This is a genomic window from Flavobacterium sp. XN-5 (assembly GCF_008033395.2).
GTDB lineage: Bacteria > Bacteroidota > Bacteroidia > Flavobacteriales > Flavobacteriaceae > Flavobacterium > Flavobacterium hiemivividum.
The window spans coordinates 338,679-354,649 of the sequence record NZ_VOGZ02000001.1; the positions used below are offsets into that span (position 1 = coordinate 338,679).

Genomic DNA, 15,971 nt, shown 5'->3' on the forward strand with positions numbered 1-15,971 from the left:
AAGTTACATCTTTTAGTAAAATAATTAGTCTTAAAATTACTTTTAGCACGACATTAAGAAAAATAATTGCCCGTTAGCCCAATAAATTATTTTCAAGCAATTGAATAGGTCAAACATACTATTAAATAAAACAGGGTTGACTTAAATAAAGCCAACCCTGTTTGTATATGGAGTAATTAGTAATTTATTCGATCCATTAAAAAAACTACCCTTCTTTATTTGCTAATTGTCCGCAAGCGGCATCAATATCTTTTCCTCTACTTCTGCGTACTTTAACTACAATTCCGCTCGCTTCTAGCGCCTTTATGTACGCATTTGTAGCTTCTTCAGATGCTTGCTGGAATTCGCCGTCATCAATTGGGTTGTATTCTATAAGATTCACTTTGCAAGGAACATATTTACAAAATTTCACCAATGCATCAATAGATTCTTTATTATCATTGATGTCTTTCCACACTACATATTCGTAGGAAATTTTGCTTTTGGTTTTTCTATACCAATATTCTAATGATTCTCTTAAATCAGCCAAAGGAAAATTTTTACTAAAAGGCATTATTTTAGCTCGAATCTCGTCTATTGCTGAATGCAGCGAAACCGCTAGTTTGATTTTTACATCATCATCAGCTAATTTCTTTATCATCTTTGGCACTCCAGATGTGGAAACCATAATTCTTTTTGGAGACATCCCTAAACCTTCAGTCGAAGTGATCATTTCGATTGCTTTCATCACATTATTATAATTCATGAGCGGCTCACCCATTCCCATGAAAACAATATTTGATAGAGGATGATTGTAATACAAACGGCTCTCCTTATCGATAGCCAAGACCTGATCGTAAATTTCAGCCGGCTCTAAATTTCGCATTCTCTTTAATCGTGCCGTAGCACAAAAATTACAATCTAAACTACAACCTACTTGACTAGAAACACAGGCTGTTGTTCTGGTGTTCGTTGGAATTAAAACAGATTCAACCACTAGACCATCATGCAAACGAACTGCATTTTTTACCGTACCGTCTTCAGAACGTTGCATCTTATCCACTTTTATGTGGTTGATAACGAAGTTACTTTCTAACATGGCACGCGTTTCCTTCGAAATATTAGTCATGTCCTCAAAACTATGGGCGCCTTTGCTCCACAACCATTCATATACTTGATTCCCACGAAAAGCTTTGTCACCATGAGTGACAAAAAATTCACGTAATAATTCCTTAGATACTGCTCGTATGTCTTTTTTCTCAATTTGCATGCTGCAAATTTAATGACTATTTCTCGATTTGTTGTTTTGATAATTTAATAACTTTGCAGCAAATTGAAAAAACCAATACAAATGCACTTCATTTCCCAAGAGTTAGAAGATTATATCGAGCAACATTCTGAAAAAGAGCCCGCTCTATTAGCCGCTTTAAATAAAGAAACTTATCAGAAGATTTTATTACCTCGAATGTTGAGTGGACATTTTCAAGGACGCGTTTTAAGCATGCTTGCAAAATTGATTCGCCCAGTGAATATTCTTGAAATCGGCACCTATACAGGCTATTCCGCTTTGTGTTTGTCCGAGGGAATGCAAGACGGCGGAACACTTCATACCATTGACATTAAAGAAGAGCTGTTAGATTTTCAAAGGAAACATTTTGACAAATCTCCTTGGGGAGAGCAAATCATCCAACATTTAGGTGAAGCAGTAGATATTATCCCAACACTGGATATGAAATTTGATTTGGTATTTATTGATGCTGATAAGGAAAACTACATCAATTATTTTAACATTATTTTACCAAAAATGAACAAAGGAGGAATTATCCTTTCTGACAATGTTTTGTGGAGCGGAAAAGTATTAGAACCACTACACCCGAACGACCTGAGTACAAAAATATTAGTAGAATATAATGAATTATTAAAAAATGATCCAAGGGTCGAAACTGTGCTATTGCCTATCAGAGATGGTTTGACAGTGAGTAGAGTATTATAATTTCTTATTCTAAAAAACATCCTTCTTCCGCAAATTACTGCTTTAGCCCAGATTAAAAAAATATCCTTGTGAATGGAAATGAATTTTTTCTAAACAAAAAAGAGCTACTAAATGAAGCTCCTTCATTGTTATTGAAAAAACCATTTTCATTCATAAGATTGAAATGTAAAGCTGGAATTGCTTCTTAAGGATCTATAACGGAAAATACTTTTTTTTGAAGTGCTTGATAGATTTTAAAGACTAAATAGCCCGAAAATATTCCGAATAAGAACCCGCATAAAATATCGATTGGGTAATGCAATCCTAAATAAATCCTACTGTAAGCGAAGATTAGCGGCCATAAAAACAAGAAATACATATACTTGTAATGACGATGCATCACGCAATAAATAAAGGTTGCAGCTGCCATACTATTTGAAGCATGACCTGAGAAAAAACTAAAAGAAGTGCGGCTTTGCACTACTCGTATAATGGAATTAATTTCCGAATTACTGCAGGGGCGTAATCTTTGAAACCCGTTTTTAAACAAGTTGGTTACTTGATCTGTGAAAGTAATCATAACGGCTATAGCCAAAACAAAATACAGGGTCTGTCTTGCTCCTAATTTTTTATAGACAAGATATAACAGAAAAAGAAAAAAAGGGGTCCAGTAAGCTTGTTTTGTAATTATTAACCAGAGACCATCATAAGTTTCTGAACCCAAACTGTTTAAAAAAATAAGCAATTTAGTGTCAAGAGTCAGGATTTTATCGAGCATTATTTACTGCGTTTTACAGGTCCCGTAATGTCTTCTATATCTTCCTTAACCTTGTTTGCCTGAGTAATGGAATCACCCATAAGGTCATTCTTAACCTTATCGACCTGAGCATTAAAACTACCAGTTAAATCTGTCAAGGATTTAGTATCAAGACCGTTAGCCTCCACTCCTTTTTGAATTTCACTTTTTATGTCGTTAGTAGCATGTTTTAACTGCGCCATAGCTTTACCCATAGCACGCGCCATTTCTGGTACTTTATCTGAACCAAAAAGCATTAGCACAATAAACAATATAAAAACTAACTCTCCTCCTCCTATGCCAAACATAATTATTAATTTTAATTGCTGCAAAGATACCAAATTTAGAATCCATGCCTTTTAATTTTTTCACAAAAAAAAGACTCAAAATTGAGTCTTTTTTATTCTTACCTATTTCTTAGTCAAATTTAGATTTTAACTCTGTTTTTGGCCAAGTATTATTAGTAACATCAATATCGGCTGTTTCTAACTTAGAGTCTATCTGAATCTTTTTTATCGCTTTTTCAGTAGCATAAACCTTCTTAGCGGTATCGTTATTTTTTCTCCAAATTTGAGCTGGATATTTAAAGTTTTCAATTGATCCATCCTCATACGTTAACTCAACAAGGATAGGCATTAGCAATCCGCCTGGTTTATTGAATTCTACTTCGTAGAAATACTTTGGAGACTTAAGATTTCCTTTTTCTTCGGCAGTTAAAGTGCTCACATAGTCTGACAGTAATTTCACATCTTCAATTTCCAAGCCTTTCTTTTGACTTGATTTTAACTCAGTACTATTCTCTGCAATTAAATAAACATACGGCCCTTTATCTGTACCAAAACGTCCTTTTCTTACTTTCGAATCTTTCAGTTCCTTTGTAGGAGTTTCAGAAACGTAATATTGCTTTACCTCTTTAATTCCAATATCTACAAAATCAGTGGAGTAAAACCAACCTCTCCAGAACCAGTCAAGATCAACGCCAGAAGCGTCTTCCATTGTTCTAAAAAAGTCTTCAGGTGTAGGATGCTTGAATTTCCAACGGTTTGAATACACCTTAAAGGCATGATCAAACAATTCTCTACCCATAATTGTTTCTCTAAGTATATTTAAAGCTGTAGCAGGCTTTCCGTATGCATTATTTCCAAACTGGATTATATTTTCTGAATTTGACATAATTGGCTCCAAGAAATTTTGATCACCACTCATATACGGCACAATATTCTTCGCAGGACCTCGTCTAGAAGGAAAATTAGTTCCTAATTCTTCCTCAGCAACATATTCTAAGAAAGAGTTTAAACCCTCATCCATCCAAGTCCATTGACGTTCATCTGAATTCACAATCATTGGAAAAAAGTTGTGTCCTACTTCATGGATCACAACGCCTATCATTCCGTTTTTAATTTGCTCACTTGTTTTTCCATTTTCATCAGGACGACCGAAGTTCCAGCAAATCATAGGATATTCCATTCCTTGATCTTCTGCAGAAACCGATACTGCTTTCGAATAAGGGTAATCAAAGGTCATTCTAGAATAACTTTTTAATGTGTGTGCCACCATTGCTGTTGACGTTTCTCCCCAAAGTGGATTTGCTTCTTTTGGATAAAGCGAAATCGCCATTGAAGTTTTAGAATCTAACTGTACAGCCATTGCATCGAGAATAAACTTTCTCGAAGTAGCGATTCCGAAATCTCTCACGTTTTTAGCGCTGAATTTCCATGTTTTTTTCTTGTCAGAAAAGCCCTTTTCAGCTGCTTCTGCTTCTGCCTGCGTAACAATTACAACCGGCTTATCGAATGTTTTCTCAGCTAACTCATATCGCTTAACTTGAGCTGCAGTAAACACTTCGCTTCTATTCATTAATTCACCAGTCGCCTCCATAACGTGGTCTGCAGGAACAGTTATGTTGACATCAAAATTTCCAAATGGCAAAGCAAATTCTCCACTTCCCCAAAATTGCATGTTTTGCCAACCTTCAACATCATTATAGACTGCCATTCTAGGATAGAATTGCGCAATTACATATAATTTATTTCCGTCTTTTTCGAATAATTCATAGCCAGAACGGCCTCCTTCTTTTTGGTAATTATTAATATTGTACCACCATTTGATTGAAAATGACATCGAAGTACCTGGTTTCATTGGAGAAGCCAAATCAATTCTCATCATAGTTTGGTTAATGGTGTAGTTCATTGGAGCACCTTTGGCATCCTTTACATATTCAATATTAAAACCGCGCTCTAAATCTTTCTTCAAAAATTTATCTACAAATCCAGAAGCAGGAAAAGTTTGTGTGATTCTTTCACTTTCCACTAACGGAGATTGAGAATTTTTAGCAGCTTGATTCTGATCTAACTGCACCCATAAATATTCTAGATTATCCGGTGAATTATTATAGTAAGTAATCGTTTCATTACCGCTTAATTTAGAGTTTTTATCATCTAACTCTATATTAATTTTATAATCTGCTTGTTGCTGGTAATAAGCTGGACCTGGAGCTCCCGCAGCGTTACGAAACATATTAGGTGTTGCTAATAAATCGTACATCTGACTAAATTTGTTCGTATCGTACTTACCTGATTGTTTTGGAGAGACCGTTGTCGCTTTCTCTTGAGCAAACAACATTGCTGGGAGAATAAAAAATAATGTGATTTTTTTCATGGATAGAATTCGAAATTATTTAAGTGCGTGAAAATACTGATTTTTAACAAATAACAATTATTTTATCAAAATTTTAACATTCGTTTAGTGGAAGATACAGTAAAAAGGAAACTTTCCTTAGTACCTAAAACAGTGAAGTGAGCTATATTTTGTTGCTCTGAATTCCAACCAATTAAAATAGTATTGTAAACCTCAAGTGATTTTAATTTAGAAACATCTCTTATGCTTAAATAACAAATAAGAACATCACCTTCCATTTCTTTACTTAAAAATCCCATTGACTTAGATTGCCCATTGACTTTCATTGTAAAGTTTTCAGCGAGATACTTTTTAAGGACAACCACATCTTCAGGAGATTCCGTGTCTGTACCTAAATAAAACTTCTTTTTGTATTTTTTTTCCAAGGAGTTATTCAAGTCATCCACAAAAACTCTAGCAGTTATTTGCAACATTTGCTTTTCTGAAGCATAATTGATTTGATATATCGCCACATAAAATTTATGAAACCCAAAAGATGTTAAACTCACAAAGAAGACACCGAAGATGAGATATGCTATTATTTTTTTCATTTTGTAAAAATAGTAATTCTATCGTACTCTTCCTTTTTTGTTATCAATAAATCAATTAAGCTAAATTAATTCAAAATAACCCAAAAAAAGTGATTGTATTTTTACAACTAAAAAACTGTAATTTTCTTGTATTCCGTATTTTTTGTGATTAGAAAATCCATAAGTTGGAATTCTTCACTAGGCTGCATTAAGGCTCTTGATCTAGGGTCATTTTCGCAAAAAACAAGAAAGAGTTTAATTTCATCATCTTTTAAATTTAATGTATTGGAAAAAAAAGAATAATTAATTTTTTTCAAGACTAGCTCTGAGAAGCTGGTATCTTTATAAAAATCGACTTTTTCAGGATTAGCTTTTCTCAATACCTTTAAAACATCCTTGTATATTCTTACAAAGTCCATCCCATACTCTATACTTCCGTCTCGCGGCATTGCTATATTTTTTGGCGCAGAATGATCATCGCCGTAGTACTTTAAGTCAACATACCTCTGTGAGCCACCGGAAATAGGGTTTAGTTCTTTTTTGGCGGCTATTAAAACCTCCTTCAATTCATTTGTAAACACTTCCAGTTCTACCACAAATTGAGGATTTATGAACTCTTTTTGCGAAAGCACGATTTTTTTTGATTTAAAAGTCAAACTGGAAAAAACCAGCGTATCATTCACTTTTGCCTGCACATCAAAAAAACCAAATTGATTTACAATGACACCCGTTTTTGAATTGACATTAAAAACAATTACGTTTTCAACTGGAGCCAAAACATTTCTTACCTGGCCTTTCAATGTTTTTCTAGAATCAATTTGACTAAAGCAAAACTGACAAAATAAAGAGAAGATTAAGATTCCTATTTTAGTTTTCATTTGCTATGGTTTTATTATATTTCTTGGCTAAACTAATAATCAGAAACTGAGACAATGTCTTGTTCCTCGATTTTAAAGAAGCTACAAATTCATCGTCTTCAACACAGTAATACTGAAATCCCCGAATATACTCTTCAGGAATATTTAGTGTTTCAGTATAATATTCAGGTATAAAAAGATAGTCTAACCTGACTAACATTTGCTCTTTATATTCAATTGTAATTTCTTTTTTTATCATGGCCTTTCGACCTGAAATAGAATTCAAAAGACCATCAATACCGCCGCCCGAGGTTGCTGTGTATAATTTTCTTTCGGCAGGCGTATATTTCTTCTGTCCAAACGGAATGATTCCTAAATTCTCAGCACTAATCTGAGTTCGCTTATCAATAACAACTTCCTGTAAATCAATGCTTTTTGCAGTCATTTTAATTCGCATAAGACTCGAAGTCAAATCGTTTTTTTCAACTCGTTTATGTAAAGTTACAAGATTTATAGCAGAAAAGACTAAAACATCCCCTTCTTTTACAAAAAGAAAAAAATCTCCGCTTTCATCAGAAGTAGTTGAATTATCAGCGGTTAGATTACTAATACTAACCCCTTCGACAAAAACAGAATCAAAACTAATTTTTCCATGAATTTTCTTAGGCTCGACACTTTGTCCCAAAACAAACTGAGAAAATAAAATTAAAAACAAGACAAAAGTACTATTCGTTTTCACAAGCAAGGATTTCATTGTATTTTAGAGCTAACTCTCCTAGTAAGAATTCAGTTGTTATTTTATTTTTTGATTCTAAAATTTTTGCAAATTTTTCGTTGTCTACAGCATAATATTCAAATCCTTTAATGTAGTCTGCAGGAATCTTCAGCTTATCTACAAAATGACTTCTATCAAACACGGCGTCTAACTGTCTCATGTAAGACTCTTTCTTTTCTACTTTAAGCTCTTTTTTAAGCATGGCCGTTCTGCCACTCAAAAAATTAAACAAAGGATCTGCAGAAACAGAGCCGCCAGCCATAGAGCCCGCAGAAGCAGAAGCATTTAAACCCGTAGCGGTTTGTAACTTTCTTTCTGCGGCTGTGTAGGATTTCTGCCCTGATGAAATAATACCCAATGAAACCGAATTGATATTATCATACCGCCGAATTACGACCTCGTCTAACTGATTCATAATCGGCTCCATTTTTACAAAAAACAATGCATCACTAAAGTCTTTGGCCGCCAATACAATTCGTCTTCTTTTAAACTGCACCGCCGAAAACAACAAGGTATCACCAGCTAGTCCCGCAATATTGAAATATCCATCACTAGTCGTTATCAACGCTTTTTCGGTACTTAAATTAATAACATATACTCCATCCACGTTAAAAGCGCCACCATTTATTTTCCCTTTTAGTTCAGAAAAAGCAGATTCCTGTGCCATAGTCACAGTGGTAAAAAGAATCATAAAAAGAAATCTAACCACCATAAATAAATTATATCAGTTTTTTATTCACAACTGGTAAATGTATCCTAATCTCTTCCAAATTAATTACTAAGGAGTTGGTAAAAAAAAGTTAATAAAAAATAAAAAACATTATTATAAGAAACCTGATTTTATATCTTTAACTCCAATAAAATAACACAAGAAATGAAAAATATTATTATTGCAAGCACTTCCACGGTACATGGGAGCGATTATTTAGAATACCTTTTACCTGAGTTGAAAATCCATTTTAGAAACTGTAAAACAATATTATTTATACCGTACGCGCGACCTAGCGGTATTTCCCATGAAGAATATACTACTAATGCATCTTCGGCTTTCGCCAAAATTAATATAGCAGTAAAAGGAATACATGAATACGATGACGCAGCGTTAGCCGTAAAAAATGCTGAAGGAATTTTTACAGGCGGCGGAAGCACCTTTGTTTTAGTTGCTCAATTGTACCAAAACAATATCATAACAGCTCTAACTGAAGCCGTAAAAAACGGAACTCCGTATTTAGGAACTAGCGCAGGAAGTGTTATTTGCGGACTAAGCATGCAAACGACAAATGACATGCCTATTGTTTATCCTCCAAGTTTTAAAACCTTAGGATTAATTCCTTTTAACTTGAATGCACATTATTTAGATCCGGACCTACAATCTAAACACATGGGCGAAACGCGAGAAACTAGAATAAAAGAATTTCATGCATATAATAACATCCCTGTTTTAGGACTTCGCGAAGGAAGCTGGTTAAAAGTAGATGGCGATAAAATAATTCTGAAGGGACAGCTAGCCGCTAGAGTATTCAAACAAAATCAAGCTGCCGAAGAAATAGAAACGGGAACAGATATTAGTGACCTGAAATAGTGAAGCCAAAGACGAGGATTCTCGTCACTTTTGACGAGACGACAACCAAGTCGTAAAACGAAAAAGCCTAACTCTATAAAAAGTTAGGCTTTTTTTAAGAGCGAAAGACGAGGCTCGAACTCGCGACAACCAGCTTGGAAGGCTGGAGCTCTACCAACTGAGCTACTTTCGCATTAACAGGGTGCAAATATAGAAACTTATTCGATCTAACGCAAACTTTTTTTTAAATAAAATAAAAATATTTTGATTTGGGAATTTGAGAAAATTTAAAGTCCCAATCTCGAACCGATTCCAAGGTTATGAAAAAAACTAAAAAATTACATTTCGGTTTTAATAACGAACTTTGGAGTTTTCGTGAATTTTAACGAGAATACAATAACGCTATAAAACAAAGAACCCTAACTTTATTCAAGTTAGGGTTGCTAAAGAGCGAAAGACGAGGCTCGAACTCGCGACAACCAGCTTGGAAGGCTGGAGCTCTACCAACTGAGCTACTTTCGCATTACTGTGGTGCAAATATAGATAATAACTTGGCTTTGAAACAAGTTTTTTAATGGATTTTTTTCAAAAAAAAGAGCAGTTTTTTATAACCATTTTAAAATTAAAATGTTACCTCTTTTATTATTTCTGCTCAATATGTATTTCATTCAAAAAAAACATCCTTAACAAGCTATTTATAACAATAATTAAAGCTCCATCCTGATAATTTAATACTCCTTACTTCAGTTTATTGTCAATGAATTAATCGCAACTTTAAATTCTGATCAGTTTTCGAATAATATATTGACTTAAAAAGTTTAGCTCTTCAATAAATCCAAACGCCTTATTGAATACATGCAGTGCATAGTCAATTCACAGATACTAATAAACACAAAAAAAATGCCGCTTGTAGCTTTACAAAGGGCATTTTTATTATGATTAAATAAATCTTACTAGATTAATTTAGAAGATGTTTTATAGCTATTTGATGGATAATAAATAAACAAACAAGACTTATCCTTTATCGTTTGTATTATTTCATTAGACAAATCCATTGGGAGTGCAGGACAACCTAAACTTCTACCTAATCGTTTGTTGTTTTGTATAAAAGAATCTGAAACATAATTTGCTCCATGAATAACAACCGCCCTATCTCTGGCGTTACTATTGATCCCTTTTTCCAAACCATCTAATCTAAGTGACCTCCCGTGTTTTCCACTATATATTTCACCTGTAGCATAAAAACCTAGGCTACTTTGATAAGATTCGGGTGCATTTGAAAAATTCTTAGCATATTCGTCACCAGTGTTTCTACCGTGAGCAACTAAAGAATTATATAATATTTTATTGGTAGTAAGATCAATTACCCAAAGTCTTTTAGAATTGGACGACATACTAAAGTCAATCAAGGTAAGTATGTTTTTACTAACTAATCCTTTTTCCTTTAATAAATTGAAGCCTTTTAGAGCCTCTTTAAAACTTTGTAAATTAGGTAATGCAAATTGATTTGAATTCAGATTGTTGTAAACCACTTCTGCGGCACTTTCAGCAGTGGCTTTTGTCACTTTTTCAACTTTAATTTCACTTTTCACTTTGGCCTCGGAAAAGAATAAATTACTTGTAGAATTAGAAATAAACAACAAGAAAAGGGCTGGAAATATTTTATAAATCATTGATTTAGATTAGGTTATACGTGAGATGAACGGCTGCAAAAGTATAAAAATTTTCCGAACTAAACACTATACATTAATTTTTAAGGAATCTTTAACCATTACGAATACTATAATGAATCTTAAATATATTTAACAGAAGTTGATAATTATGTGAATTTTAGTACTTTTGTTTTAACCAAACCAGAATTCATGCCAAAATCCTATTACATTACCATAACCTTTATAATCTTATTTAGTGTAAATATATACTGTCAGAAAAAGACTCTCTTTACAAATTTCACGGCAGAAACCATAATTATTGATGGCCATGTCAACGAACAGGCATGGAATACAGTAACGGATGTCGCCACCGATTTCATCATGTTTGAGCCTGATAATGGAAAACCTATTAGTAAAGATAAAAAAACCGAAGTTAAAGTTTTATACGATAATGAGGCGATTTACATTTCGGCAATTTTATATGATAACCAACCTGAAAAAATTCAAAAAGAAATAACAAATCGCGATGTATTTGGTGTGTCTGACCACTTTTCTGTTTCCATAAACGGTTTTAACGACGGTCAACAAGATTTTAGATTCTTTGTAAGTGCTGCTAATGTGCAAATGGATTGCTTGGCAACAGAACAGACTGAAGATTTTTCTTGGGATGCTATATGGGAAAGCAAAGCCGTTATTACTGATTTTGGATGGATTGTAGAAATGAAAATCCCTTATGCAGCTTTGCGTTTTTCTAATGCCAAAGAACAAATTTGGGGGTTGAACTTTATGCGCGAAATAAAACGTGATGTTCAAAAATATACTTGGAATCATGTGGATACTAAAATTGGCTCCGTAATTACTCAAGCGGGAACACTCGAAGGAATAGAAAATATTAAACCACCAACCCGTCTTTTCTTTATTCCTTATGTGTCGACTTATTATCAAGAAGATGATTTTACCTCGGATAGAACTTTGAAAGCAGGACTAGATATTAAATATGGTATCAATGATTCTTTCACATTGGACGCTATTTTAATACCTGATTTTGGTCAGACTAAATTTGATAATGCGATATTAAACTTAGAACCTTTCGAACAAAGACTCGATGAAAACAGGCCGTTTTTTACCGAAGGAACTAATCTATTTAACATTGGAAACATTTTCTATTCTCGTCGAATAGGTGGCGCACCAAGCACTTACCCAAATGTAGCAGCCGATGAGGAAGTGACAAACTACTCCAGCTCTGTCAACTTGATTAATGCCGTAAAAGTATCTGGAAGAACCGAGAAAGGTTTAGGCATTGGCTTTTTGAATGCTATTACCGAAAAAACGTACGCCACAATAGAAAACACAACAACCGAAGAAACACGAAAAGAAGTTATTGAACCACTTACGAATTATAATGTTTTGGTCTTAGACCAACGTTTTAATCAAAATTCATCAGTGTCATTTGTAAATACTAATACCACACGTAACGGCAGTTTTAGAGACGCTAATGTGTCTGCTTTACTATTCGACTTAAGCACTAAAGCCAACTCTTACAACTTATATGGTGATCTTAAATATAGTACAATCAACTCCATTGAAGATTATGACGGTATTAAATCATCTCTAAATTTTGCCAAAACAAGCGGGAAATATAGATATTCCTTTTCAGGACGTTATACCTCAAAGGACTTTGACAACAATGACTTGGGAATTAATTTCTATACTAACTTCTACAATTTGTACAGTAATCTAAGTTATCGAATATTAAACCCTACTAAGACATTCAATACCTTTCGATTTCAAAATGAATTCAATTTAGTGTTTGACAATACTACTGGTAAACTTCAAGAAGGATTATACAAGCCTACGATAAAAGCAACTACAAAACGCAATCATTATTTCGAAATTGGTTTAGACATAAAACCTTTTGAAGCATATGATTTTTATGAGCCAAGAGTCGATGGTCGTTATTTACAATTACCAAGAAGCATAGGTGAATATGTGGGTGTAGAATTTAATCGAAATAATGCTTTCACTTTTGATATTACTCAAAGCGTCACAAAATACGATCAAGAAGGAAGAGTTAATTACGGAATTGCTGTTGGTCCAAAATACAGAATGAACGACAAGTTTTCACTCTATCTCGTAGTAGATTACACAATCAAAAAAAATGACATAGGCTGGGTTGATTTTGAAAATTCTGATATCATTTTTGGTAAAAGAGATAGGGAAATACTACAAAATGATCTTACCGGTAAATATGCCATCAATGATAAAATGGCACTTAATCTAACTGCTCGTTATTACTGGTCCTACTCAGCTATCAAAGATTTTTACGCCTTAGAAAATAATGGTCAATTATCCGAAAACAACACCTACAACTTGAACAGAAACAGAAATTTCAACTCTTGGAATTTAGACTTTTCCTACTCCTGGTGGTTTGCACCTGGAAGTGAATTGTCTATCTTATACCGCAACTATGCGCAAGAAGGCAGTCGTAATGTGGAAAAAAGATTAAACACAAATCTAAAAAATGTGTTTGATAGTAACATGACAAATATTCTTTCAGTAAGTGTTCGTTATTTCATTGACTACAATGTTATCAAAAATAAATTTTAAAATTTCTACAAATTAAGTGTAACAAGGCCATACTAAATCAGTCTATTATCTAAAGCCTTTTTTAGGAGTGTATTTACATTCTGACAAAAACATCTAAAAATAGGTTTCGAATATTTTCGTTTTATCTATTTATCCTTTTATGAAATACATTTTACTGCTATTCTTTGTTTTCGTTTCCCTATTTGGCTACAGCCAAAAAAAAGTTTTACAAACAAAGTTCACTACTGATAATATAACTATCGACGGAAAACTGAATGAAAGCATTTGGCAAACCACGCCCGAAGCCACTGATTTCATCATGTTCCAGCCAGATAATGGAAAACCAATTCCTGATAGTAAAAAAACTATTGTGAAAGTGCTTTACGATAATGACGCGATTTATATTGGAGCATTATTATATGACGACGAACCTGATAAAATTAGAAAAGAAATTTCGCAACGAGACAGTTTTGGCGCATCCGATCTTTTTGGCGTCTTTGTAAATGGATTTAATGATGGTCAGCAGGATTTTCAGTTTTATGTCAACGCTGCCGATGGGCAAGGCGATTGTATTACTACAGACACTAACGGTGAAGATTATTCCTGGGATGCAATATGGAAAAGTAAAGCTATAATTACTGATTTTGGTTGGATTGTCGAAATGCGAATACCATATGCCGCACTGCGCTTTTCGGGAGAAAAAAAACAAACATGGGGACTTAACTTTTTCAGAGAAATAAAAAGAGACCGTCATAAATATACTTGGAATTTTATTGATTCAAAAATTGAAACTTTTACACAACAAACAGGTGTATTGCAAGGCATAGAAAACATAAAGCCTCCTACCCGATTGTTTCTATTGCCGTATTCGTCATTTTACTTAAACGCTAACAAATATCAAAAAACGCTAGGCACTTTAAAAGGCGGCTTAGACATAAAATATGGAATTAATGACGCTTTTACCTTAGATGCCATCCTGATTCCAGATTTTGGGCAGACTAAATTTGATAACCAAATTCTAAACCTTGGTCCATTCGAACAACAATTTAATGAGAACCGCCCTTTTTTTACGGAAGGTACCGACTTATTTAGCAAAGGAGACTTAGTCTACTCCAGAAGAATAGGAGGAAGACCTAGCAGAGGACCTAAAACTGCAGACAACGAAATAATAATCGAAAACCCTGCTAATGTGGAGTTAATTAACGCCTTAAAAGTATCGGGCCGAACAAAAGACGGACTTGGGATAGGTCTTCTAAACGCGGTGACCAAGAAAACAAATGCAACCGTTGAGAATAGCATTACAAAAGAGACACGAACCGAAGAAGTAGAACCTTTAACTAACTACAATGTACTTGTTTTAGACCAACGTTTTCGTAAAAATTCAGCTATTTCTTTTATCAATACAAACGTAACCAGAAATGGTGATTTTAGAGACGCCAATGTTTCGGCGATTGTCTGGGATTTAAACACTAAAAAAAATACCTATAATTTATCAGGTGATATAAAGTACAGCTACGTGAATGATCTTATAGACAAAAAAGGATTATACACTACATTAAATCTGGGAGAAACAAGCGGGAATTACAGATACAATGTTGGAGCAGATCTAGTCACTAAAGATTATGACAATAATGATTTAGGTATCAATTTTAGAACTAATTACTACAGTACTTATGGCGGTGCCAGTTATAGAATCTTAAATCCCACAACACTTTTTACTTCCTTTCGAGTAAGCTCAAATCTGTTTACGCAATTTAATAGAGAAACTAACCAGATACAAGCCAATAGCTTAAGTGTATCTGCAAATATGGAAAACAAAAAAAATCATAGTTTTGGTTTTAATGTAAATACAAGTCCTCTTGAAACCTATGATTACTATGAACCGCGAACAGAAAACAGGTTTTTAATCTCTCCTCGAAGTGTGGGTGGCTATTTTTATATATCTACTAATTACAACAATAAATTTGCTTTTGATATTAGTTCGGGCGTAACCAAATTAAGCGAATCCGGGCGTAATTCTTATGAATTTGAAATAGGCCCTAGATATCGTTTTAGTGACAAATTCTCGCTAAACTTTTCCTTCAATTACTTTGGACAAAATAACGACAAGGGTTTTGTTGATAAAATTGCTACCGATACAAATTCATCGACTTCACCTTCGATTATTTTTGCTAACAGAAACACGGCTACTTATAGCAACAGTCTATCCGGAAAATATTCACTTTCCAGCAAGATGAATTTTAATATGGCGGTTCGTCAATACTGGTCGTATGCTGAAAACAAGAATTTCTTATACTTAAAAGACGATGGAAGATTAGCCGACTATCAAAATTACACCGCAAACAAAAACTCCAGTTTTAATTCTTGGAATCTTGATTTGTCGTATTCATGGTGGTTTGCCCCTGGAAGCGAGATTTCTATTTTATATCGAAATAGCGCAGCAAATTTTGATGAAATAATCAATAAAGATTTCAATAAAAACGTAACTAATTTATTAAATAATGACGCTTTGAATCATACTTTTTCAATCAGCGTAAAATACTTCATCGATTATAACAGCATAAAATCTAAATTTTAAGTTGCGTAT

General features: G+C 33.8%; 13 protein-coding genes and 2 tRNA genes. 4 read left to right on the forward strand and 11 right to left on the reverse strand.

All coding sequences use genetic code 11. The annotated features are described in order from the left end of the window. Nucleotides 1-205: 205 nt before the first annotated feature. Complete coding sequence (gene rlmN, locus FQU23_RS01490; RefSeq protein ID WP_147672286.1) at nt 206-1,249, reverse strand: 23S rRNA (adenine(2503)-C(2))-methyltransferase RlmN; 1,044 nt, start codon at nt 1,247-1,249, stop codon at nt 206-208. Between the two features lie 81 nt (nt 1,250-1,330). On the opposite strand from rlmN, the gene FQU23_RS01495 reads away from it, so the two are divergent. Next, nucleotides 1,331-1,972, forward strand: a complete 642-nt coding sequence (locus tag FQU23_RS01495) for an O-methyltransferase (protein WP_147672287.1) — start codon at nt 1,331-1,333, stop codon at nt 1,970-1,972. Nucleotides 1,973-2,156: 184 nt separating this feature from the next. Here FQU23_RS01495 and FQU23_RS01500 read toward each other — a convergent pair whose 3' ends face one another. The 7 genes from FQU23_RS01500 to FQU23_RS01530 form a co-directional block, all read right to left on the reverse strand. After that, nucleotides 2,157-2,729 carry a phosphatase PAP2 family protein gene (locus tag FQU23_RS01500; RefSeq protein WP_147672288.1) on the reverse strand — a complete coding sequence of 191 codons (573 nt, stop codon included), beginning with the start codon at nt 2,727-2,729 and terminating at the stop codon, nt 2,157-2,159. Next, on the reverse strand, nt 2,729-3,055 hold the full coding sequence (locus FQU23_RS01505; RefSeq protein WP_147672289.1) for a twin-arginine translocase TatA/TatE family subunit: 327 nt from the start codon (nt 3,053-3,055) through the stop codon (nt 2,729-2,731). Before FQU23_RS01505 ends, FQU23_RS01500 begins: the two co-directional genes overlap by 1 nt. 109 nt (nt 3,056-3,164) lie before the next feature. Next, entirely contained in the window at nt 3,165-5,405 is a 2,241-nt protein-coding gene (locus FQU23_RS01510; protein ID WP_147672290.1) for a M1 family metallopeptidase, read from the reverse strand. A gap of 65 nt (nt 5,406-5,470) precedes the next feature. Beyond that, entirely contained in the window at nt 5,471-5,974 is a 504-nt protein-coding gene (locus FQU23_RS01515) for a DUF6702 family protein (protein WP_147672291.1), read from the reverse strand. A gap of 107 nt (nt 5,975-6,081) precedes the next feature. Further along, nucleotides 6,082-6,831 carry a hypothetical protein gene (locus FQU23_RS01520; protein ID WP_147672292.1) on the reverse strand — a complete coding sequence of 250 codons (750 nt, stop codon included), beginning with the start codon at nt 6,829-6,831 and terminating at the stop codon, nt 6,082-6,084. Further along, nucleotides 6,821-7,564: a hypothetical protein gene (locus tag FQU23_RS01525; protein WP_147672293.1), complete on the reverse strand. Its 744-nt coding sequence runs from the start codon at nt 7,562-7,564 to the stop codon at nt 6,821-6,823. Before FQU23_RS01525 ends, FQU23_RS01520 begins: the two co-directional genes overlap by 11 nt. Beyond that, nucleotides 7,536-8,276: a carboxypeptidase-like regulatory domain-containing protein gene (locus FQU23_RS01530; protein WP_245181056.1), complete on the reverse strand. Its 741-nt coding sequence runs from the start codon at nt 8,274-8,276 to the stop codon at nt 7,536-7,538. The genes FQU23_RS01525 and FQU23_RS01530 overlap by 29 nt, the downstream gene beginning before the upstream one ends. Nucleotides 8,277-8,459: 183 nt before the next feature. Here FQU23_RS01530 and pepE point away from each other — a divergent pair, with 183 nt between their 5' ends. Further along, on the forward strand, nt 8,460-9,167 hold the full coding sequence (pepE, locus tag FQU23_RS01535; RefSeq protein WP_147672295.1) for a dipeptidase PepE: 708 nt from the start codon (nt 8,460-8,462) through the stop codon (nt 9,165-9,167). A 99-nt stretch (nt 9,168-9,266) separates the two neighbouring features. Here the strand turns inward: pepE and FQU23_RS01540 are convergent. From FQU23_RS01540 to FQU23_RS01550, 3 genes are all read right to left on the reverse strand, one after another. Continuing rightward, nucleotides 9,267-9,339: transfer RNA gene (locus FQU23_RS01540), tRNA-Gly, on the reverse strand. A gap of 256 nt (nt 9,340-9,595) precedes the next feature. Then, a tRNA-Gly gene (locus FQU23_RS01545) sits at nt 9,596-9,668 on the reverse strand. Between the two features lie 431 nt (nt 9,669-10,099). Continuing rightward, complete coding sequence (locus FQU23_RS01550) at nt 10,100-10,819, reverse strand: murein L,D-transpeptidase catalytic domain family protein (RefSeq protein ID WP_147672296.1); 720 nt, start codon at nt 10,817-10,819, stop codon at nt 10,100-10,102. 189 nt (nt 10,820-11,008) lie between these two features. On the opposite strand from FQU23_RS01550, the gene FQU23_RS01555 reads away from it, so the two are divergent. Both FQU23_RS01555 and FQU23_RS01560 read left to right on the forward strand, forming a co-directional pair. Continuing rightward, nucleotides 11,009-13,405, forward strand: a complete 2,397-nt coding sequence (locus FQU23_RS01555; RefSeq protein WP_147672297.1) for a DUF5916 domain-containing protein — start codon at nt 11,009-11,011, stop codon at nt 13,403-13,405. 139 nt (nt 13,406-13,544) lie between these two features. Next, nucleotides 13,545-15,962 (forward strand): DUF5916 domain-containing protein, encoded by a 2,418-nt coding sequence (locus FQU23_RS01560; RefSeq protein ID WP_147672298.1) that lies wholly within the window; start codon nt 13,545-13,547, stop codon nt 15,960-15,962. Nucleotides 15,963-15,971 lie beyond the last annotated feature (9 nt).

Excerpts from the sequence above, each read along its gene's own strand:
- rlmN (WP_147672286.1), bottom strand. The coding sequence starts at position 1,249 with ATGCAAATTGAGAAAAAAGACATACGAGCAGTATCTAAGGAATTATTA.
- FQU23_RS01495 (WP_147672287.1), top strand. The coding sequence starts at position 1,331 with ATGCACTTCATTTCCCAAGAGTTAGAAGATTATATCGAGCAACATTCT.
- FQU23_RS01500 (WP_147672288.1), bottom strand. The coding sequence starts at position 2,729 with ATGCTCGATAAAATCCTGACTCTTGACACTAAATTGCTTATTTTTTTA.
- FQU23_RS01505 (WP_147672289.1), bottom strand. The coding sequence starts at position 3,055 with ATGTTTGGCATAGGAGGAGGAGAGTTAGTTTTTATATTGTTTATTGTG.
- FQU23_RS01510 (WP_147672290.1), bottom strand. The coding sequence starts at position 5,405 with ATGAAAAAAATCACATTATTTTTTATTCTCCCAGCAATGTTGTTTGCT.
- FQU23_RS01515 (WP_147672291.1), bottom strand. The coding sequence starts at position 5,974 with ATGAAAAAAATAATAGCATATCTCATCTTCGGTGTCTTCTTTGTGAGT.
- FQU23_RS01520 (WP_147672292.1), bottom strand. The coding sequence starts at position 6,831 with ATGAAAACTAAAATAGGAATCTTAATCTTCTCTTTATTTTGTCAGTTT.
- FQU23_RS01525 (WP_147672293.1), bottom strand. The coding sequence starts at position 7,564 with ATGAAATCCTTGCTTGTGAAAACGAATAGTACTTTTGTCTTGTTTTTA.
- FQU23_RS01530 (WP_245181056.1), bottom strand. The coding sequence starts at position 8,276 with ATGATTCTTTTTACCACTGTGACTATGGCACAGGAATCTGCTTTTTCT.
- pepE (WP_147672295.1), top strand. The coding sequence starts at position 8,460 with ATGAAAAATATTATTATTGCAAGCACTTCCACGGTACATGGGAGCGAT.
- FQU23_RS01550 (WP_147672296.1), bottom strand. The coding sequence starts at position 10,819 with ATGATTTATAAAATATTTCCAGCCCTTTTCTTGTTGTTTATTTCTAAT.
- FQU23_RS01555 (WP_147672297.1), top strand. The coding sequence starts at position 11,009 with ATGCCAAAATCCTATTACATTACCATAACCTTTATAATCTTATTTAGT.
- FQU23_RS01560 (WP_147672298.1), top strand. The coding sequence starts at position 13,545 with ATGAAATACATTTTACTGCTATTCTTTGTTTTCGTTTCCCTATTTGGC.